Here is a 20,238-nt window from a genome sequence, read left to right as displayed (position 1 = left end):
GGCGGAGGTGCCGGATCCGCTCATCAGGGGGCGGTTCGCCCCGTTACACCTTCAGCGTGCGCTCGCTGCTGCGGCCCCACAGGGGGTTGATGATGGCGCGTGTGCCCCAGATCCCGGTCACCATGCTGGAGATAAGCCCCAGAATGAGGGTGATGGAGAAGCCTTGCAGCGGCCCGGAACCGATGGAGTAGAGCACCACGGCGCAGATGAGCGTGGTGATGTTGGCATCGAAGATGGTGCGAAATGCCGAGCGATAGCCAAAGTCGATAGCGTTGGCCAGCGAGCCGCCGTCACGCAGGCGATCCTTGATCCGCTCGAAGATGAGCACGTGGGTATCCACCGCCATCCCCACCGTCAGCACCAGACCTGCGATCCCCGGCAGGGTCAGCACGGCTCCCGGCAGCACCGCCAGCATGCCGACCTGCATCAGCAGGTTGGCGACCAGCGCTGTGATGGCGACCCAGCCGAACTTGCGATACCAGGCCATCATAAACAGCATCATGCCCGCCATCCCGAACCCGAGGGCGGTAAAGCCCGCTTCGATATTCTGCATCCCCAGCGTCGGGCCAATACTGCGCTCTTCCAGGATCTTGAGCGGTGCGGTGAGGGCGCCGGCGCGCAGCAGCATGGCGAGCTCCTGCGCTTCCGGCAGACTGCCAATCCCGGTGATGCGAAACTGGTTGCCAAGGGCGGTCTGGATGGTGGCGACGTTGATCACCTCGCTCTGGGCGCGCAGCTTGCCCTGGGCATTGGTCTTGTACTCGGTGAAGACGGTCGCCATCGGTTTGCCCACATGCTGGCGGCTGAACTGGTTCATCTTGTTGCCGCCCAGGGTGTCGAGCACGATGTTGACCTGCGGCTGACCCATCTCGCCCATGTTGGCCCGGGCATCGACGATGTGCTCGCCGGTCAGCACTGGCCGGCGCGCCATGCCGACGGCCTGACCGTTGCGATCGGCGATGTAGAAGTGGCTGTCAGCCTTGGCCTCGTAGAAGGCCAGTGACGCGGTCGCCCCGATCACCTCTTTCGCCTGCTTGGGATTGTGCACGCCCGGCAGCTCGATGCGGATGCCATCCTGACCCTGACGCTGTACCGAAGCTTCGACGATGCCGAGTTCGTTGATCCGCTTCTTGAGGATGGAGAGGTTCTGGGTCACGGCGTTGTTGATGAGCTGGGTGCGTTCGGCCTCGCTCAGCACCAGCTTGAGCTGGTTGCCGCTGCGGGTCATTTTCCACTGATCCTGACGGGTGCCGGCGCTCTCCTTGATGATGGTGAGCCAGCCACTCTGATCGTCAGCTTCCGGCAGGGTGACATTGACGCTGCCCAGATCGGCCCGGGCCACGCCGGCACCGCGCAGATTGGCTTCACGGAAGCGGGTGCGCAGGGTGTCGACCAGATTCTTGGTCTGGGCATCGAGGACGAAATCGACATCGACCCCGATCAGCAGCTGGGAGCCGCCGCGCAGATCGAGCCCGAGCTTGATGGGATCGGCACCAAGGCGGCTGATCCAGGTCGGGGCGTTGGAGTGGAACTCCAGCGTCAGCGCTGCACTGTCGAGACCCTGCTGCTCCAGCAGTTGTTTGGCTCTTTGCTGTTCACTCTGGCTGGCAAAGACCAGCTCGACCCGCTCCGGTTGTTCGATGATCTTGGTCGGGGTCAGGTGGTTGTCGGTCAGCAGCATCTGCTGTTTGGTGGTCAGGCTCTGCTGACCGTGCAGACCAAGAGAGGGCTGCTCGCCAAAAAAGGTCGGCAGCGAATAGAAGGTAAAGGTCAGCAGCATGAGCAGCAGTAGGGCGTACTGCCACTTGCTCATGCGGTTGAGAAGGGTATGGCTGGTTTTTCTCATGGCAAATTGGCCTCTGTCAGGAGAATGGTGCGCAGGCCGATAGCATCAAGGCTCGGCAAGGCGCAGAAAAATGGATGCATCAAGTGCGGATCAGGCCGAAGCGGGATCCGTCAGAAGGAGGAGATGAGCAAACAGTGGATGTGCCAACCCCTCGGGGTCAGGCGCTCAGATAGCTCTGGGTGAAGCGGTACTGCAGATACTGGCGCTGCAGCCGGTGGCGGTGAATGGTGGCGAAGGGATCGCGAAAGCGCTGCTTGTGGTAGAGCTGGGCGGCGAGCAACAGCCAGCCAAGCAGCACCAGCAGAATTGCCTGGGCAGACCAGCTCTGGATCAGCTCGTAGACCACATTTTTGGGCTGGTTGTCGCTGCGCAGGGAGTGCTCAAAACGCAGCAGGTGATTCTGGTTGGTCGCAACAAACTTGATGACACCATCGTCGCTCTCGCTCGCTTGCGAGAGGCTCTGGGTCTGTTGCTGATCGGGTAGCCGCGGGCCTTCCATCACATTGATGGAACAAAGCAGAGTGAGCGAGACAACGAGTGCCACCAGCCCCAGTTTGACTTTGTCGATAAGGCGCAAAAGGGTATTCCCGATAAATGGAAAGGGGAAACTACCACAGGCGGCGCAGGCGGGACAACCCTTGCCGCCCAATTAGGATTATTCTGAAACCCCTTGGTCAGCTCCCGGTCATCTGCTGGAAATCGCGGGCATAGCCCTTGAGCAGGGAGTAGAGATGGGCCCGCTGGGCCAGATCCAGCGACTGGCTCATGGCGCAGAGCCAGTTGACGGTGCGCTGGCGCGACTGCTCGGTATAACCGGTGAAGCGGCCATCCATCATGCCATCCCCCTGTGCCAGCAGCTCGGTCAGCTCGCGGGTGAAGTCGGGGCTCTGGCGCTGCTGCATCAGCCTGTCCAGCTCTTTGGTCCAGGAGGTCTGGAACTCGAGCCAGGGGGGCATCAGCTCATACTGCCACTCGGCCCACTGGGCCACCAGTGGCGCCTGCGCCGGTTTCACTTCGCCAATCCAGTACTCGAGGCGCTGGTTCATCTTGTCGCGAAACTCCGCCAGCATCTTCTCTTTGGGTTCGCTGGCAAACTCCTGCTGCCGCTCCTGCTGGCGCTTGAGCCGATCGGCCATGAAACGGGTCACCTGCTCATCGCTCAGGGTGCTCGCCAGCCTGACGGTGCGGGGAATGGCGTTCTCCAGGGTGCGGGTCAGGCTCTGCTGCACCGCATCGAGATTGGTGGAGATCTGCTCCGGTGTCATGGGGCTGGCCACCGCTTTGGCGAGGGTATCGAGATCCCGGGCGTAGCGGGGCAGCTCGTGCTGGCGGTGCCATGCCATCAGCCCTTTGACCTCGCGGCTCAGCAGATCCTTCTGGGGGGAGGTGAGGACGAAATAGTCATCCAGCTGCCAGATGATGGCGGTATCAATCCAGTAGTAGATAACCCGGGTCGAGCAGCCGGTCAGCAGCAGGCCGAGCAGTAGCAGACCCCAGGTTTTTGGCTTGTGCCAGCGTACCTTGTTGATCATCTGTCACTCCAGTCGTTGCCGGTTGAGGGCAATCAGTGTGTCGTAGTCGGGTGAAGCGTCTTGTTCCGCCATCAGCAGGGCCCAGAGCAGACCGATATAGTCGACCCAGGGGATAAACGCCTCACTCTGAAAATCAGGCCACTCATGGCGTGGTAGCGAGCGCAGATAGTGCTCTTCCAGCGCCTTGCGCCGCTCTGCAGGCCAGTCGTGGGTGCGCTGGATGCTGGCCACCTCAAAGCCGGGATGGCCTGCCGCACCGTACTCCCAGTCGATAACCCAGGGCGCGTGACCCAACAAGTTAGCCGGATTGAGATCATGGTGGCAAGGTCGCCAGCAATCGCCGGGGTCGCGGCTGGCAAGCAGGCTGCGCTCCAGTGCCGGCAACCAGGTCGGTACCTGAGCCAACCGGGCGCGATAACCGGCGGCGTGGGCCCGTACCGCCATCACCACCGTGGGCAAAGGGAGGCGATGCAGCTTGCGCAGCACATCTGCCAGCAAACGGGGCTGTTCGGCGACGGGGGGCGCAGCTTCAAGCCAGTTTGGCTCGTCGCACCACTCCAGCAGCATCAGGCCGCTGGCGGGATCCTGGTAATGGCAGGGCAGTGCCAAACCCGACCTTATGGCGCCCTGATAGAGCTGCCACTCGGTGGCCCGGTCGATGCCAAGGCGCACCGGGTCCGGGTGGCCTTGGCGCAAAAAGTAACTGCGCCCCGAAGGGAGGCGCAGTCGATAGTTACTGTTGGTGAGGCCCGCGCCGAGCGCCTCGAAAGTCCCGTCCCGCCATGGGACGGGCAGCGTGGCGAGCAAAACGTCGGGGGCGAGCATCACCGGATTAGCCTTACCAGCCAAAGGTGGACTTCTTCGCCTGCTTGCGGATCTCTTTCTGGTCAGCCCAGAGCAGCTCGCCGCTTTGCAGGTCCATCAGGTTCATGGTCATCTGGTAGTAGACATCCTTCACCTTGCCATTGTCCTTGACGATGCTGGCGAGGTTGCCATAGACCATGTAGCGGGCTCCGGTCTGCTTGCCCAGTCGTACCATGGAGGCCGGGTCAACCATGCCGCTGCTCTGCTGATATTCGAGCTGCTGCTTGACGGCGGCAACCTTGCTCATGTCGACGAAGCGGAACTTGCCGGCCCGCAGCAGCTTGGTGCGGATGGTGTCGGTGATCGCTTCAGTATCGATGTGCTCGGAGGTCTTGTTGCGGATGGAGTCCATGAACATAACCGGACGGCCGCCGGCGGTGATCTCGCTGGTGGCGGGGGAGGCCAGCATGGAATCCGCCATCTTGTCGGCAATAGCCTGCAGATCGCTTGAGCCGTAATCGACGGTGACCGTTTCGGTTTCGGTCGGATCACCGTAGCTGACCGTGGTGCTGGAGCAGCCGCCCAGCAGCAGGGCGCCGGTCAGGATCAGCAGGGCATGATTCATTTTCATCAGTAGGATTCCTCAATCACTTCACGTACATAAATCCGGTAACCGCGGGCGGTCGGGCTCGGCGCCAGGGCAGACAGGGTGCGGGTCTGATAGCCATGCAGCTTGAGCGGTGTCCAGCCACGACCGTCGCTGGCGACCTCCTGACCGGCCTCATCATACCAATAGAACATATATTGCAGCTTGTTGTCGCCACGCTGGGTGCTGGCGGCGGCCACATTGACCTGCAGCAGTCCGTTCTGTTCACGGCGGCTCAGCTCGGTCAGGGTGACGTTGACGTTTTGATGCTGCTCCGCCACCGCTGCGGCGCCCGGTGCTCCATAGAGCGCCACGCCGGAGGTGTTGGTGGCGCAGCCGGTCAGCAGCAGCGCGAGCCCGAGGGCCAACCCGTATGCTTTCATCTTGCTCTCCTTGATTGGAGTGAGTGGGGCAGCACTGGGGGCTGCCCGGTTAATCGTCTTGCTCATCTCTCTTTGCCGCTTGCTCAGAGCGGCATCACCCGGGTGGTCAGGCCGGCGCCGAGGCGCTGAACCCACACCAGGGTGGTGCGGCCGCTATGAATGGTCAGCGGCAACTGGCGCTGGGCGGCACCCGCACCCAGAGTGAGGGTCACCTCACCCGCCGGCACCATCCCCTGCCAGCTCGATGCCTGCGCAGGCAGTGTCAGCCAGCTGCGGGTATCGGCTCGTTCCGAGAGGGTGTTGAAGATCCCCACCAGAATATTGCCCACATCGCCCCCCTCTTTGGCGGCGGTGCGGCGCATCTGCTCCTTGGCCACCAGCCGCAGCGCCTGGCGGGTCAGCATACCGGGCAGCCGCTCCTGCAGATCCTTGGCGGCCAGCGCTTCCAGCCTGACCAGCTCGCTGGTCTGCTCAACCCGTTTGCCGAGCGTGACCGTGAGCGGCCCCGTGTCGCTGGCCCGATTATCGTAATAGGGGATGGCCACGGTAAAGGTGCGAAAATCGCCTTGGGAGGTGGAGATGGGCAGCGGCAGGAAGAGTTCGCGCCGCGCCGGGATCAGGCCATCTTCAAACAGCACCACCAGTTGGCCCTGATTTTTAGTGAGTGGTGGCGCTTTGCGACCCACTTTTTTCTCGGTCGCGCGGATCTCGTCCGGTGCGCCGCGCAGCACCGCCAGACGCAGCAAGGCATCCTGCAGGCTGCGGTTGTCCGGCGCTATCTGGTAGCCGCGCTGGTAATCGACCCAGGCGTCGTTGAGATCACCCGCAGCCTCATAGAGCACGGCGGTGAAGTAGAAGGTATAGGCGTTCTGGAAACCGTTCTTGACCTTGCCGATCAGCCGGTCGAGCTCGGGGGCGCCGCGCGACATCAGCTGGCGCATCTCCCCCTCGGTCTCGGCCTCTTCGCTCTCATCCTTCGCTTTGCGCACCTCGTCAGCTCGCCGTTTCAGGGCCTGCTCCTGCACCTGATTGGCCCGGCGTACCTCCACCAGGGCGCCATCGGCATCCCCTCGTTGCAGGTAGTTAAGGGCCAGATAGTGGTGCAGCATGGTGCGTTCGTAATCGGGGGTGAGGTAGGCCATCGACTGGTCGTTGGTGAGCAGGCTGCCCACCTGACCCAGACCGTGGCTCAGCCGGTATTCGGCCTGATTGTCTTCCCACTGAAGGCGGCTGTCGGCGGCAGAAAACGCCTGCTTGCTACCCGCATCCTGACCGGCGAGCCAGGCGATGCGACCCTCTTCAAGGCGATCGAGGACAAAGGTGTCATCGCCGAGGGTGGAGTCGCGCACCTCGGGCAGCGCCTCGGCGGCATGGCCCAGCAGCAACTGGTTGCGCAATGGCACCATCTGATCGGAGTAGGAGACGAACATGTCTTGCCAGCGGGAGGCGCAGCCCCCCAGCAACAGCAGGGCGCCGCAGAGCAACATGGCGCTGCGGCAGGTTGAGGCATGGCGATTCATTACAGGCTGAGCAGCGGCCCCAGCGGCTGGCCACCGACCAGATGCATGTGGATGTGGTAGACCTCCTGCCCGCCGTGGCGGTTGCAGTTCATGATGAGGCGGTAGCCATCCTCGGCAATGCCCGCGTCGGCAGCCAGCTTGCGGGCCACGGTGAACATCCGGCCAAGGGCCAGCTCGTGCTCCGGCTCCACATCGTTGACGGTGGGGATCAGCACATTGGGGATGATCAGCACGTGGGTCTTGGCCTTGGGCTGGATGTCCCGGAAAGCGGTCACCAGATCGTCCTGATAAAGGATGTCGGCGGGGATCTCTTTGCGGATGATTTTGCTGAAAATGGTTTCTTGCGCCATGGCTAACTCCCTTATGAGAAAAAGAAAATCGAATTTGGATCCCAAGCGGCTCCGCGCTGCACGGCAAGTGTGACACAAGCCGAGATTTGACACAGCTGATGTCCCATTCCCTTCAGTTATTGTTAAAAATACCGATAGCCGGAGGGACGTCATCTGTAGCGCCTGTTCAGGGTGGTCTGCAGGGTATCAAAAGGACGGGGTACTCAGGCAAGGGACTTTTGCATATACAGCGGGATAATAATGAAACAATCAATGTCGGATCTCTCCATCTTGCAGCGGGTCTATCTCGGCTTCGCTATTCTGGTGGCCGTGATGGTGGCCAGCTCACTGCTCACATTTCGTAGTCAGGAGACCCTCGGCGGGGCGCTGGAACAGGTTACCCAGCAGTCGATGCCGCTGGTGATCGCCAGCAGTCAGACCCAGATCTCTCTGCTCAGCGCCAACAAGTGGCTCGGGGATGTGCTGACCGAGCAGGACCCCAAACAGCTGCCGGCCGAAGTGGCCGAGCTGAAACAGGCCAAGGCGCAGGTCGACAAGACCCTGGCCGCCTTGCGGCAGCAGGTGGCCGAACACCCCGAGCTGCAGGGCGAGATGACCGCCCTTGGCGAGCAGGTGGCGCGTTATCTGGAACTGACCGATACCCTGCCCGGTGAGCACGAGGCGCTGCTCACCCGATTGCACAAGGTCAATCTGGCCAAGGGGCAGTTTCAGGTCAGCCTGCCCCAGTTCAAGAAGAATCTGGGTGACATGATGATCACCATCGACGACAGCTTCATCAAGATGCTCTCCGAGACCCTGACCACCAAGCTCTCCGCCATCGAACTCTCCACCATGGATGCGCTCAACCAGACCATCCCGGCTCCCATCGAAGGGGCGCTCAAACGTAACAAGATGCAGATCGAGGGGTTCAACAGCACCATCAAGGATCTGCAGGGCGAGCTCAAGAATTTCGAGAACGACATGGGCCATTATGTCCACGGCTTCGTGCGCGACACCACCGCCAGTGAAGGGGTGCTGGCCCAGTATCTGGCGCTGATGAAGCAGCAGGAGCTGATGCGGGAGAAGAGCAAGCAGGCCAGCGCGCTTATCGTCGAGATCCAGAACCGGCTGGAGCGGATGACCGCGAGCAGCCAGCAGCTGATGAACGGCAGTATCCAGCATGCCAAAGAGGTGCAGCGCCAGAGCACCCTGACTCAGGGGGCGAGCATCGTGGTCGCCATCCTGATCGCCATGCTGGTGGCCTACACCCTGGGCAAGGCGATCCGCCGTCCGCTGCGTGAGCTGCTGCGAGTCCTCTCCGAGGTGACTCGCGGTGACATGACCCAGCGCATCGGCTTTCACAGCAAGAACGAATTTGGTCAGCTGGGCAGCCAGCTCAACCTGCTGATCGCCCAGATGGGAGAGGTGCTGGCCCAGCTCTCCAACGCATCAGCCCAGCTTAACGATGCCGCCCACGGCAACCGCCATACCACCGAATCGGTGCGGGCCGATCTGGAGAAACAGCGGCAGGAGACCGCCTCGGTCGCCGCAGCCATGACCCAGATGGAGGCCTCGGTACGCGAGGTGGCGCAGGCCGCCAACCAGACTCTGGAGCGGGTGATGGATGTGGAGAAGGCCTCCGAGATGGGGCGCAAGGTGATGGCGGGCAATATCACCACCACCCATCAGCTGGCGGGCAAGTTGCAACAGACCGGCAAGGTGATTGGCGATGTGAGCAGCATGAGCAGCCAGATCGGCAACATTCTCGATGTCATTCGCGGTATCGCCGAACAGACCAACCTGTTGGCTCTTAACGCGGCCATCGAGGCGGCGCGTGCTGGCGAGCAGGGGCGCGGTTTTGCGGTGGTCGCCGACGAGGTGCGTAGTCTGGCGGGACGCACCGCGCAATCCACCAGCGAGATCCAGACCATGATCGAGAACCTGCAGCAGGGGGTTGCCAGAGCGGTGACCGTGATGCAGGAGTGCTCGCGCGAGATGGACAGCTGCATGGATCAGAGCTCCCACGCCAACAACGCCATGGAGGAGGTGCAGGGGATCGTGGTGCTCATCAGCGACATGTCGAGCCAGATTGCCTCCGCTGCCGAGCAGCAGCAGGCGACCAGCGCCGACATCGCCACCAACCTCAACCGCATCTCCGATATCTCGGATCTCAACTATCAGGGGATCGAGCGGGTGGCCCAGACCAGCCAGCAGCTCGACTCCCTCGCCGAGCAGCAGGAGAGTCTGGTCAAGCGCTTCCGCCTGAGCGCCTGATGGCAACAGGCTGAAACAACAGGGCCCCGCAGCTGCGGGGCCTTGTTGTTTGCGGCAGTGACAAGAGGATCAGGCGTAGGCGATGGCGCCCTTGCCGACCCCTTCATAGGCGACAATCTTGACGAACTTGTCGCCCACCATCTTCTTCACTTCGCGGGCGATATAGCAGGCCAGCAGCTCGACCGTGGTGTCGGTGTCGATCATCTCTACCTCGGTGGTGGGGATGGCCAGCTGGAACAGCCCCTGTGGCGCCACATATTTGAAGCCGGTGTGGTGTTCACCCAGCTGAACGTTGGCACGGGCACTGAGGGCCAGCTCTTCGAGGGCCACTTTATCTTCATCGGTGCCGAGATAGATATCGGCCCAGCGTTCGGCCCAGTTAAGCTCCAGCTCGCCATCACGCTCGCCATCGATGTGGATCTCGATGGGGGAGCGGTGGCCGTGGGCGATGCGCTGGCAGTTGCCATCGTGCTTTTTCAGGCCGTGGCTGTAGTGATAGAAGGGGCCGTCGATGGCTTCCTGACGCAGGGTCAGCGACAGATCCTTGATGTTGCCCGGCAGCCGTTTGGCCAGGACTGCTAGCAGGTAGCGGGTGACCGACTCCTTGTCGACCTGCGGGGCAGGGATAAAGGCAAAGCCCTGGGTCGGGCAGCGCAGGTGGATGGAGCGACCGGGGCGCAGCAGATCGACGCAGCTCTCGCCATCTTCCAGCGTCTCGACATGCACCAGAGGGCTCTCGGTCGGGACCAGCAGCTTGTGATCCACTTCGTCATCGATGATCGACTTGATAAGCTTCTTTACCCGGCCGAAGTCCAGCAACATGCTCATCTCGTTGAGCTCGCCGCTCATTTCGATATCTACCAGCCAGCTCTCACCTACCATGCCGCGGCGTTCGCACAGGTAGCTGGAGTCGATCACGGTCAAATCTCTTACAAATAACTTCATCAGTCAGGCCTTGCTACAGAGAAAGGGCAGTTTTGCGCTATTATGACCCGCGATTATCGGCAAAGGAACTGGAACCCCCCATGAACAAACTGCTTATCAAGAATGCCACCTTGGTCAACGAAGGCCGTATCTATGCCTCCGATGTGTTGATCGAGGGGGAACGGATTGCCCGCATCGCACCCGATATCGACGCGCACGATGCGGTGGTGATCGATGCCGCAGGTCGCCACCTCATCCCCGGAATGATCGATGATCAGGTCCACTTCCGGGAGCCGGGGCTGACCCACAAGGGGACCATCGCCAGTGAATCCCGGGCCGCCGTCGCCGGTGGTACCACCAGTTTCATGGAAATGCCCAACGTCAATCCCCAGACCACCACCCTCGACGCCCTCGAAGCCAAATATCAGATCGCCGCCAACTCCTCCGTTGCCAACTACAGCTTCTATCTGGGGGCCACCAACGACAACCTGGAAGAGATCAAGCGTCTCGACCCCAAGCAATCCTGCGGGGTCAAGGTGTTCATGGGCTCCTCGACCGGCAACATGCTGGTGGACAATCAGGAGACCCTAGCGGCGATCTTCCGCGAGAGTCCGGTGATGATCGTTACTCACTGCGAAGACACCCCGACCATCGCCAAAGCCGAAGAGTCGGCGCGGGCCAAGTGGGGCGAGAATGTGCCGATGGGCGAGCATGGCCGCATTCGCAGTGACGAGGCGTGCTACAAATCCTCCAGCATGGCGGTGGCACTGGCCAAGCAGTACGGCGCCAAGCTGCATGTGCTGCATCTGACCTCGGCCAAGGAGCTGTCGCTCTTTACCGCCAGTCACGATCTCAGTGAACTGAAAGACAAGAACATCACCGCCGAGGTGTGTGTTCACCATCTGTTCTTCAACGAAGCCGATTACGACACCCTCGGTAGCCAGATCAAGTGCAACCCGGCGGTGAAGAGCGCGGCCGATCAGCACGCGCTGCTCGATGCAGTGCGCAACGACGTGCTCGATATCATCGCCACCGACCACGCCCCCCACACCTGGGAGGAGAAGCAGAACAGCTACTTCAAGGCTCCGTCCGGTGTGCCGCTGGTGCAGCACTCCCTGCAGGCATTGCTGGAGCTCTACCATAACGGCGTATTCACCCTGGAAACCATCGTCAAGAAAACCTCCCATGCGGTGGCCGAGCGCTTCCAGGTGCAGGATCGCGGCTACATCCGCGAGGGCTACTTTGCCGATCTGGTGCTGCTGGATCTGGGCAAGCCCTACGTGGTCAACGATGACAACATCCTCTACCACTGTGGCTGGTCGCCCTTCAACGGCTACCGTTTCCACAGCACGGTGGAGATGACGCTGGTGAACGGCCAGATCGCCTGGCAAAACGGGCAGGTCACTGACCAGATCCTGGGCAAGCGGCTGACCTTTAACCGCTGATTGTTCGCAAAGCAGGCGAACGCACCATTGTCGGGGAATTGGCGGCGTTTCTTTGTTGACAGGGCAGGGCCATCTCCATAAACTCAGCCCCCGTCAGCTCAGACTGACTTCGTCGGCGTGTAGCGCAGCCAGGTAGCGCACTGTCATGGGGTGTCAGGGGTCGGAGGTTCAAATCCTCTCACGCCGACCATCATTCCCCGGAAAAGGCCTTGTCAAACGACAAGGCCTTTCTTCTTTTCTTCTTTGCGCCGTTGCTGCGATTGTCTATCCCCCTTGCGCTGTGCTGTAGTAGCGGCACTGTTCTGCCCTGACGGGGATTATCGTGTCTCTCTTTGCATCCATCTGGCGATCTCTGGTTTTGCTCTCGTTGCTGCTCGGTGGCTGTGCCACGCCATATCAGCAGGAGAAGTCGTTCTGGAACGGTCGCACCGGCTTTTCCGAGACCCGCCTTGCGCCTGACAAGTGGCAGCTGGAGTTTGTCGGCAACGATCTGGTGGACAGGGAGACGGCCCGCAAATATGTGCTCAAGCGGGCAGGAGAGCTGGCGCAGCGGGAGGGTTACCCCATGCTGCAGGTGGAGGAGCTGACCATTGCGCGCGATGCGATAAGGGTGACCCCGGAGCGCCCCATGTTCGGCTTTGACGAGGATGAGCCGGACACCTTCATGGCGCAGATGCAGGTACAGCACACCATCTCGGCCCTGCTTACCTTCCGGTTGCTAAGGCGGGCAATTAATGAACAGTCGCTTCCCACCAAATATCTTGCTGATATTAAAATAAACGGTGATTAATATCGGTTTGTTGCAAGATCCATATCACATACATCTAACAGCAGCATAAAATTCTGGAGTAAGCCTCTAGATTTACCCCCTGCTTTTAGGCATTCTCCCAGCATACCAGCCGCCAGGAATCAACGGCTCGGATCACAAAAACGGACTGTAGTGGCTCCCATGCCACTGTCAACGGCTTGCACCAATCAAAACCGGGACTCCCCCATGAAAATGAATAAACTGACGGTCGCCATCCTCATTTCGATGTTGCTTGGCATCCTTACCGGCCAGGGCTATCGCCTGTTTGCTGCCGATCAGGCGGCAGACTTTGCAAACAACATCACGATCCTGACCGATATCTTCCTGCGACTGATCAAGATGATCATCGCACCATTGGTCTTCACCACCCTGGTGGTCGGCATCGCCAAGATGGGCGATACCCGCACCGTGGGTCGTATCGGTGCCAAAACTCTCGGCTGGTTCATGCTGGCCTCCCTGCTCTCCCTGAGCCTGGGTCTGGTGATGGTCACCCTGATGCAGCCGGGTGTGGGCCTCTCCCTCTCCCTGCCCAATGATACCGCCAGCTCGGGCATTGCTGCTGGCGCGATTACCCTGAAAGATTTCGTGACCCACGCCATTCCGAAAAGCGTGGTCGAGGCGATGGCCACCAACGAGATCCTGCAGATCGTGGTCTTCTCCCTGTTCTTTGGTCTGGCCGCAGCGGCGCTGGGCGATCTGGCCAAACCGGTGGTGGTGCTGATGGCCAGTGCTGCCGAGATCATGCTGAAAGTGACCGGCTACGTGATGAACTTTGCGCCGTTCGCCGTGTTTGGCGCCATTGCCGCCATGGTGGCCAAAGAGGGGCTGGGTATTCTGGTTACCTACGGCAGCTTCATGGCCCAGTTCTACATCGCGCTGGCCTGCCTCTGGCTGCTGCTGATCGCCATGGGTGGCGCCTTCCTGCGTAGCCGCATCATCAAGCTGCTGGCGATGATCCGCGAACCCATCCTGCTTGCCTTCTCTACCGCCAGCTCTGAAGCGGCCTATCCGAAGACCCTGGATCGTCTGGAGAAGTTCGGTTGTGACAAACGCATCGCCAGTTTCGTGCTGCCGATGGGTTACTCCTTCAACCTCGACGGCTCCATGATGTACTGCACCTTCGCGGTGATGTTCATCGCTCAGGCTTATGGCATCGAGCTCTCCACCGCCCAGCAGATCACCATGCTGCTGCTGCTGATGGTCACCTCCAAGGGGATGGCCGGGGTGCCGCGCGCCTCTCTGGTGGTGATTGCCGCGACCCTGAACCAGTTCCATATTCCGGAAGCGGGCATCCTGCTACTGCTGGGTATCGACCACTTCCTCGATATGGGCCGCTCTGCCACCAACGTGCTGGGCAACGCCATCGCCGCCAGCGTGGTCGCCAAGACCGAAGACAGTCTGGGCGAGACCGAAGAGCTGGGCGAGAGTGCTCCCGCCAAGGCATAACCATAGCTTGAGCTGACCAGAGGGTTGGCCGGTGCAAAGAGAAATCCCCGTCATGATAATGGCGGGGATTTTTTATGGTTGGCCGGTTTAGAAGCCCGAACCGGGTTGCAGCAAAAACGCAGCCTCTTCCGGCGTCGAGGTGCGACCCAGTATGTCGTTGCGGTGGGGGAAGCGGCCAAAACGTTCGATGATCACCTGATGGCGGCGGGCAAAGTCGGCAAAGCCTGCGAAGGTCTCGTTCGCTGGGGAATGCGCCTGCTCGGCCGCCAGCTCTTCAAACAGGGCCACGCTTCTGGCTTGCTGCTCGCGGGACTCCGCGTGTTCCAGCGGCAGATAGAAGAAGACCCGCTCCAGCGGCGAGAGCTGCCGATCCATGCCAAGGGATAGCCCCTTGAGGCACTGCTCGCGGGCGAGGGGATCCCGGGCAAAGGCGGTGGGTGTGCCGCGATGGATATTGCGCGGCAACTGGTCGAGCAGCAGGATCAGCGCCAGCCTGCCGTGAGGCAGCTCGGCCCAGTCGGCCAGCTCACCATTGGCGGCCGCCTCTGCCTGCGAGCCAAAGCGCCGGGCCAGCAGGGCATCGGTCTCGCTACTTTTGCCCCACCAGAGCGGGGCTTGTCGTTTGGCGCGCAGTGTGTCGTCGGCCGGGTCGCCAAACCAGAAATCGAGCAGAGGTTGCCAGGGCTGCATGGGGACTCCTTGCTGGTGTGTTGAGGAGGGCCAATAACAAATGGCTCCGGGGTGCTGCCGAAACGGTAGCTTCTCGTTACACTGTGCCATCTTTTGCCCGAAAGAAGTAACCCCAGATGGCGAGCGACGGTTGCCTGGCGCGGCCGATGATGGCCTGCCATCGCCATGAGGTGGCCCTGCTGACCCTGGTTGTCATCAAACCGCACATCTCTCTCCCGGGGTTGTTCTCACTGATATAAGGAATCTCTGATATGGCCGGAACCAGTTTGTTGGCCCTGCTCGACGATATCGCCAGCGTGCTCGATGACGTGGCGCTGATGACCAAGATGGCGGCAAAGAAGACTGCCGGGGTGTTGGGGGACGATCTTGCCCTCAATGCGGAGCAGGTCTCCGGAGTGCGTGCCGAGCGGGAGCTGCCGGTGGTGTGGGCGGTGGCCAAGGGGTCATTTCGCAACAAGTTGATTCTGGTGCCCGCCGCCATCGCCATCAGTGCCCTGGTGCCCTGGCTCATTACCCCGCTCTTGATGCTGGGGGGCGCCTACCTCTGCTTTGAAGGTGCCGAGAAGCTGGCGCACAAGTTTTTGCCTCATCAGGAGGAGGGAAAACATCATGCCGGCCCTATTCCTGACGATCTGGTGGCCTTCGAGCAGCAGAAGGTAAAGGGGGCGATCCGCACCGACTTTATCCTCTCCGCCGAGATCATCGTCATCGCTCTTGGCACCGTACAGGGGGCGAGCATCGCCCTGCAGCTCTCGGTTGTGGCGGGTATCGCCCTGCTGATGACTATCGGGGTTTATGGGCTGGTGGGGCTTATCGTCAAGCTCGATGACATCGGCCTGCATCTCCTGAAAAAGCCGGATGGCGGGGCACTGCGCCGCGCGGTGGGGCAGGGATTGCTGAGTACGGCGCCCAAGCTGATGCATCTGCTGGCGCTGGTAGGGACGATCGCCATGTTTATGGTGGGCGGCGGCATTCTGGTGCATGGTTGGCCTTTTGCCCATCACCTCATTGAAGGCGCCGCCGCTGTTGTCGCCACTCTGCCCACTGTGGGGGCCGTACTGGCAGTGGTGACGCCGACTCTGCTCAACGCGGTGGCCGGTGTGGTGGCGGGCCTGCTGCTGGTGCTGGCGATGACGCTGATAAGCAAACTCAAGCCAGCCAAATAAGCGTCTGCATTATCTTTCGGGGCCACCAGCGAGAAGCGCTGGCGGCCATCTCTCCCTGTTTGACATCTTCAAAACGAGCCTTCAATGCAAGCAACCCGATACCTTCAGCAGTGGCACAACAATCATATCTATCCTGCTCTCGACAGCCCCGAGCTTGAGGCCGACATGGCCGAGGCCCGTGCTGCCCTTGCACCACTGGCGGCGCTGGTCGCCAATCTGGCCGACCTTGCGGGGGAGGCGCGGCAAGATTGTCTGCGGGAGGTGCGCCTGCGTGCCCGCCGCATTCGTCATATCGGCTGGAACGTGGCGATTCTGGCGGCCTGCCGGGGCAGTCAGGATGCTCGCGATACCCTGGCCAAGCAGCTGGCGTCCCGTGCTCGCGCCCTCAATGCCGATCTGTTCAAGACACTGGCGCCGGTGGAAGACCTGATGCTGGCGCTGCCGGAGGCCGAATTTGGTCTGTTGATGGCGGAGCCCCTGCTTGGCGAGGAGGAGTATCGCCTGCGTCACGAACGCAGATTGCAGGATCAGCGTCTGCCGGTGGCGGCAGAGCAACTGGTGATAGGTCTGGGCACCGATGGGCTGCACGCCTGGGGCAACCTCTACAACGATCTGGTGGGCAAGATCCGGCTGGTGATCGATGGCCGCGAGATGGGACTGGCAGAGGCGAGCAATCTGCTCTCCAGCCCGCTGCGCTCCCTGCGCCGGGAAGCATTTGATGCCATCAGCGCTGGCTGGGAGGGAGAGCAGGAGACGGTGGCCGCCATCCTCAACGCCATCAACGGCTGGCGGCTGGAGCTCTCGCGTCAGCGCGGCAGTGAGCGGCAGCTCGATGCGCTCGATCTCTCCTGTCATCAGAGCCATATCGAGCGCGCCACCCTGGATACGCTGATGAGCGAGACCTGGCAGGCCCGCACCCTTGGTCAGCGGGCGCTGGAGCTGATGGCCGCACGCCTTGGCATCGACGATCCGGGGGCCGAGGATCTCTTTGCGCCGCCTCCGGCTGCCAGCAGCCGCGAGATCCCGTTCGAGGAGGCGATCGAGCTGATTGCCGCTGCCTTTAGCCGTTTCGACCCCGAGATGGGGGAGTTTGCCCGGATGATGGCTGAGAAGGGGTGGATCGATGCGGCCCCTACGCCAAATCGCCGCACCGGCGCCTACTGCACCAAATTTGCCGAACCGGTCGAGCCGCGGGTCTTCGTCACCTATGCCGGCACCATGGACAACGTCATTACGCTGGCCCATGAACTGGGCCACGCCTGGCACAACTGGGTGATCCGCGATCTGCCGATGAGTCAGCGCAGCTATCCCATGACGCTGGCCGAAACGGCCTCCATCTTCGCCGAGACCTTGGTGCGCAGTGCCCTGTTCGAGCAGGCAGAAAGTCCCGAGGAGCAGTTGGCGATTGCCTGGGCCGAGGCCGATGGCGCAGCTACCTTCCTGGTCAATATCCCGGCCCGTTTCGACTTCGAGCGGGCGCTGGTGGCCGAACGGGAGCATGGCTACGTTGCGCCGGCCCGCCTCAAGGCGCTGACCGATGAGGCGTGGGGACGCTGGTATGAGAAGAGCCTCTGCCGCTATCACCCCATGTTCTGGGCGGCCAAGGCGCACTTCTCCATCGCCGGGCTGGGTTTTTACAACTATCCCTATCTGTTCGGTTATCTCTTCAGCCTCGGCGTGTATGAACAACTGATGAGTCGCCAGGCGGCGGGAGACGACAATGTGGCGCAGGCGTACCGCGACCTGCTGCGCGATACCGGCCGCATGAGCGCCGAGACGCTGGTGGCAAAACATCTGGGGCAGGATATTCGCCAGTCGGCCTTCTGGCAGGGGAGTCTGGCTCAGGTGGCGCAGGCGGTAGAGCGCTTCGCACAGCTGCCAGCCTGATTGGGTAAGCGGTGATGTGAGTGACAGGCCCCGGACCGTTGTCCGGGGCCTGTTGGTTATGCCTGCTCTTGCTTCGGTTTGACCGGGCCGACCAGCAATGGCTTGGTCTGGTGGGTCAGATCCGGTTGGTAGCCGTTGAAGAAGAGGTTGAGCACTACCGAGCTGATGGTTGCCAGCAGAATGCCGCTATGAAACAGCGGCTGCAGTGCCGCCGGGAAGTGCTGGAAGAAAGAGCCGGAGACGGTCGGGATCATGCCTATCCCGAGGCTGATGGCGACAATGTAGAGATTGTGGCGGTTGGTGTTGTAGTCGGCCCGCGCCAGAATGCGGATCCCGGTGGCCAGCACCATGCCGAACATCACTATGCCTGCTCCCCCCAGCACGAAGGGAGGGATGGAGGCGACCATCACCGACATCTTGGGGATAAGGCCAAAGGCGAGCAGGATCCCCCCGGACATCACGCAAACCCAACGGCTCGATACCCCGGTCACGCTCACCAACCCGATATTCTGGGAGAAGGAGGTGTGGGGGAAGCTGTTGAAGACACCGCCTATGATGGTGCCAATGGCATCCACCCGCAGCCCGCGTACGATATCGCCACGACTGGCCGGATGGCCTACGATGTCGCCGAGCGCCAGAAACATCCCCATCGATTCGATGAAGGTGATCAGCATGATCACCGTCAGGGTGGCGATGGAGATGGGATCGAAGGTGGGCCAACCAAACGCAAACGGCACTATGGGGGCAAACCAGGCCGCCTCACCAAGACCGTCGAGACTCACCTCCCCCATGGCGATGGCGACTATGAAGCCGAATATGATCCCGAGCAGCACCGAGATATTGCTGAAAAAACCTTTGGTGAAGCGGGTCACAGCCAGAATGAAGGCGAGCACCACAAAGCTGGTGCCGATATAGCGCAGGCTGCCATATTCGGGGTTGCCCTTGCCCCCCGCCATCCAGTCGATCCCCACCTGCATGATGCTGATCCCGATGGAGGTGATGACTACCCCGGTCACCACGGTGGGGAAGAGCGGCATCAACCGGCCTATCAGGGGCACCAGCAGGGTCGAGATGATACCAGCGGCTATGGTGGCGCCGAAGATGCCGGTGAGCCCCAGATCCGGATTGGCACCGATGGCCAGCATGGGCATCACGGCGGCAAAGGTGACCGACATGATGACCGGTAGCCGGATCCCGGCGAAACGCCCGATACCGACGCACTGCAGCAGGGTGACGATGCCGCAGCAAAAGAGATCCGAACTGATGAGGTAGGAGATCTGCTCCTTGGGCAGTCCCAGACTGCCGCCTATCACCAGTGGGACGGCGACGGCGCCGGCGTACATCACCAGCACATGTTGCAGGCCGAGGGTAAATAGCTGGCCGGCAGGGAGCATGCGCTCCACTTCGTCATCGGGACGTATTCGCTTTCCCGATCGGGAGGCGGGGGGATTGGTCTCGTTCATCAACAGATCTCTCCTTGGCGAGCCCCGGCAACGGGCTGGGGCAAGATAGGGAAAGCCGCGGCTTTCCCGGTCACAGATGTTATCGAGTGCGTGGATCGCCAAGCTCATCCGGATTAGCAGGAGGGAGGGATCCGGTGCAGGCCATGGTCAGTGCACAAAACATGCTCAATCGTGACTGCTGGTGAAAACGTTTGGCTTTTTTGAGGGATCAATCACATCTGGATGGAGCGCTGGCGGAAGAGGGAGGACAAAGGGCGCTGCCGTGCATCTCAGATTGGTAATGGTGGTATCATTTTTGGCCACCGGCTCTCACTTTGATAGTGCTGACCTGCGTGTTGCGCCGGGCAAGGGCTCCTGCGCAGCATCTTGTTGCAGGGGCTGGCGTGATCCAAAGCAAGAAAGTTGGATGTTTTGGTGGCGCGTGAGGCTGCCGCTGGGGTAGTTTCGATAAAACCGACACAGATCCTGAGGTCTTATCCATGATCATCTACCTGCATGGCTTTGATGCCACCAGCCCCGGCAATCACGAGAAAGTGCTGCAGTTGCAGTTTATTGATGATGATGTGCGTTTCGTGCACTACAGCACGGTTCACCCCCGTCATGATATGAGCCACCTGCTCAAGGAAGTGAAGAAGCAGCTCGACATGAGCACAGATCCCAAGCCCCTCATCTGCGGTGTCGGACTCGGCGGCTACTGGAGCGAGCGCATCGGCTTTTTGTGCGGTATTCGTCAGGTGATCTTCAACCCCAATCTGCACCCCGAAGATAACATGCAGGGCAAGATCGACCGGCCGGAGGAGTACGAGGATATTGGCACCAAGTGTGTAACTGAATTTCGTAAGAAAAATTCAGGAAACTGCCTGTGCATCCTTTCCGTTCAGGATGAAGTGCGCGATAATCGGGACACTGAACGTGAATTGAAGAACTATTACGACATCGTGTGGGATGATCGCGAGACCCATAAGTTCAAAAACATCTCGCACCATCTGCAGCGGATGAAGGCCTTCAAAGAAGCCTGATCCATCACGTCGACCGATTTCGTTTTAGGGAGCCAATGGCTCCCTTTCGTTTTGAG

18 protein-coding genes and 1 tRNA gene are annotated in these 20,238 nt (G+C 61.0%); 8 read left to right on the top strand and 11 right to left on the bottom strand.

The window, feature by feature from the left end:
• Positions 1 to 43: 43 nt before the first annotated feature.
• The 8 genes from secD to hinT form a co-directional block, all read right to left on the bottom strand.
• On the bottom strand, positions 44 to 1,846 hold the full coding sequence (secD, locus tag AACR93_RS21910) for a protein translocase subunit SecD (RefSeq protein ID WP_043851960.1): 1,803 nt from the start codon (positions 1,844 to 1,846) through the stop codon (positions 44 to 46).
• Positions 1,847 to 2,003: 157 nt separating this feature from the next.
• Complete coding sequence (locus AACR93_RS21905) at positions 2,004 to 2,423, bottom strand: hypothetical protein (RefSeq protein WP_043851959.1); 420 nt, start codon at positions 2,421 to 2,423, stop codon at positions 2,004 to 2,006.
• Between the two features lie 97 nt (positions 2,424 to 2,520).
• Positions 2,521 to 3,378, bottom strand: a complete 858-nt coding sequence (locus tag AACR93_RS21900; RefSeq protein ID WP_042033397.1) for a DUF6279 family lipoprotein — start codon at positions 3,376 to 3,378, stop codon at positions 2,521 to 2,523.
• Between the two features lie 3 nt (positions 3,379 to 3,381).
• Entirely contained in the window at positions 3,382 to 4,227 is an 846-nt protein-coding gene (locus AACR93_RS21895; RefSeq protein WP_231556999.1) for a choline kinase family protein, read from the bottom strand.
• Complete coding sequence (lpoB, locus tag AACR93_RS21890) at positions 4,217 to 4,813, bottom strand: penicillin-binding protein activator LpoB (protein ID WP_033113381.1); 597 nt, start codon at positions 4,811 to 4,813, stop codon at positions 4,217 to 4,219. The genes AACR93_RS21895 and lpoB overlap by 11 nt, the downstream gene beginning before the upstream one ends.
• Complete coding sequence (locus AACR93_RS21885) at positions 4,813 to 5,211, bottom strand: YcfL family protein (RefSeq protein ID WP_041209904.1); 399 nt, start codon at positions 5,209 to 5,211, stop codon at positions 4,813 to 4,815. The genes lpoB and AACR93_RS21885 overlap by 1 nt, the downstream gene beginning before the upstream one ends.
• A gap of 83 nt (positions 5,212 to 5,294) precedes the next feature.
• Positions 5,295 to 6,731, bottom strand: a complete 1,437-nt coding sequence (locus AACR93_RS21880) for a COG3014 family protein (RefSeq protein ID WP_043851957.1) — start codon at positions 6,729 to 6,731, stop codon at positions 5,295 to 5,297.
• Complete coding sequence (gene hinT, locus AACR93_RS21875; protein ID WP_041209906.1) at positions 6,731 to 7,081, bottom strand: purine nucleoside phosphoramidase; 351 nt, start codon at positions 7,079 to 7,081, stop codon at positions 6,731 to 6,733. Before hinT ends, AACR93_RS21880 begins: the two co-directional genes overlap by 1 nt.
• Positions 7,082 to 7,321: 240 nt before the next feature.
• Between hinT and AACR93_RS21870 the strand changes: the two genes are divergently transcribed.
• Positions 7,322 to 9,334: a methyl-accepting chemotaxis protein gene (locus AACR93_RS21870; protein WP_043851956.1), complete on the top strand. Its 2,013-nt coding sequence runs from the start codon at positions 7,322 to 7,324 to the stop codon at positions 9,332 to 9,334.
• A gap of 69 nt (positions 9,335 to 9,403) precedes the next feature.
• On the opposite strand, the gene AACR93_RS21865 is transcribed toward AACR93_RS21870, so the two are convergent.
• Positions 9,404 to 10,279: a 6-carboxytetrahydropterin synthase gene (locus tag AACR93_RS21865; RefSeq protein WP_043851955.1), complete on the bottom strand. Its 876-nt coding sequence runs from the start codon at positions 10,277 to 10,279 to the stop codon at positions 9,404 to 9,406.
• Between the two features lie 80 nt (positions 10,280 to 10,359).
• On the opposite strand from AACR93_RS21865, the gene AACR93_RS21860 reads away from it, so the two are divergent.
• From AACR93_RS21860 to AACR93_RS21845, 4 genes are all read left to right on the top strand, one after another.
• A complete protein-coding gene (locus AACR93_RS21860; RefSeq protein WP_043851954.1) occupies positions 10,360 to 11,703 on the top strand; it encodes a dihydroorotase in 1,344 nt (447 codons plus the stop codon).
• Positions 11,704 to 11,816: 113 nt separating this feature from the next.
• Positions 11,817 to 11,893, top strand: a tRNA-Pro gene (locus AACR93_RS21855).
• 132 nt (positions 11,894 to 12,025) lie between these two features.
• A complete protein-coding gene (locus AACR93_RS21850) occupies positions 12,026 to 12,493 on the top strand; it encodes a CC0125/CC1285 family lipoprotein (protein WP_231556998.1) in 468 nt (155 codons plus the stop codon).
• A 204-nt stretch (positions 12,494 to 12,697) separates the two neighbouring features.
• Positions 12,698 to 13,957, top strand: a complete 1,260-nt coding sequence (locus AACR93_RS21845; RefSeq protein WP_043851953.1) for a dicarboxylate/amino acid:cation symporter — start codon at positions 12,698 to 12,700, stop codon at positions 13,955 to 13,957.
• Between the two features lie 87 nt (positions 13,958 to 14,044).
• On the opposite strand, the gene AACR93_RS21840 is transcribed toward AACR93_RS21845, so the two are convergent.
• Positions 14,045 to 14,647, bottom strand: coding sequence for a DUF924 family protein (locus AACR93_RS21840; RefSeq protein ID WP_043851952.1), 603 nt, complete (start codon positions 14,645 to 14,647; stop codon positions 14,045 to 14,047).
• A 251-nt stretch (positions 14,648 to 14,898) separates the two neighbouring features.
• On the opposite strand from AACR93_RS21840, the gene AACR93_RS21835 reads away from it, so the two are divergent.
• Entirely contained in the window at positions 14,899 to 15,813 is a 915-nt protein-coding gene (locus AACR93_RS21835; protein ID WP_043851951.1) for a DUF808 domain-containing protein, read from the top strand.
• Positions 15,814 to 15,897: 84 nt separating this feature from the next.
• On the top strand, positions 15,898 to 17,700 hold the full coding sequence (locus tag AACR93_RS21830) for a M3 family oligoendopeptidase (protein ID WP_043851950.1): 1,803 nt from the start codon (positions 15,898 to 15,900) through the stop codon (positions 17,698 to 17,700).
• A 56-nt stretch (positions 17,701 to 17,756) separates the two neighbouring features.
• Here AACR93_RS21830 and AACR93_RS21825 read toward each other — a convergent pair whose 3' ends face one another.
• Positions 17,757 to 19,163 (bottom strand): nucleobase:cation symporter-2 family protein, encoded by a 1,407-nt coding sequence (locus tag AACR93_RS21825; protein ID WP_043851949.1) that lies wholly within the window; start codon positions 19,161 to 19,163, stop codon positions 17,757 to 17,759.
• A 479-nt stretch (positions 19,164 to 19,642) separates the two neighbouring features.
• On the opposite strand from AACR93_RS21825, the gene ycfP reads away from it, so the two are divergent.
• Positions 19,643 to 20,182 (top strand): alpha/beta hydrolase YcfP, encoded by a 540-nt coding sequence (gene ycfP / locus AACR93_RS21820; RefSeq protein WP_043851948.1) that lies wholly within the window; start codon positions 19,643 to 19,645, stop codon positions 20,180 to 20,182.
• Positions 20,183 to 20,238 lie beyond the last annotated feature (56 nt).

Source organism: Aeromonas sp. L_1B5_3 (genome assembly GCF_963866575.1).
Taxonomy (GTDB): domain Bacteria; phylum Pseudomonadota; class Gammaproteobacteria; order Enterobacterales; family Aeromonadaceae; genus Aeromonas; species Aeromonas jandaei.
The sequence above is the reverse complement of the archived record's forward strand: the minus strand, read 5'-3'. Positions and strand labels throughout refer to the sequence as shown.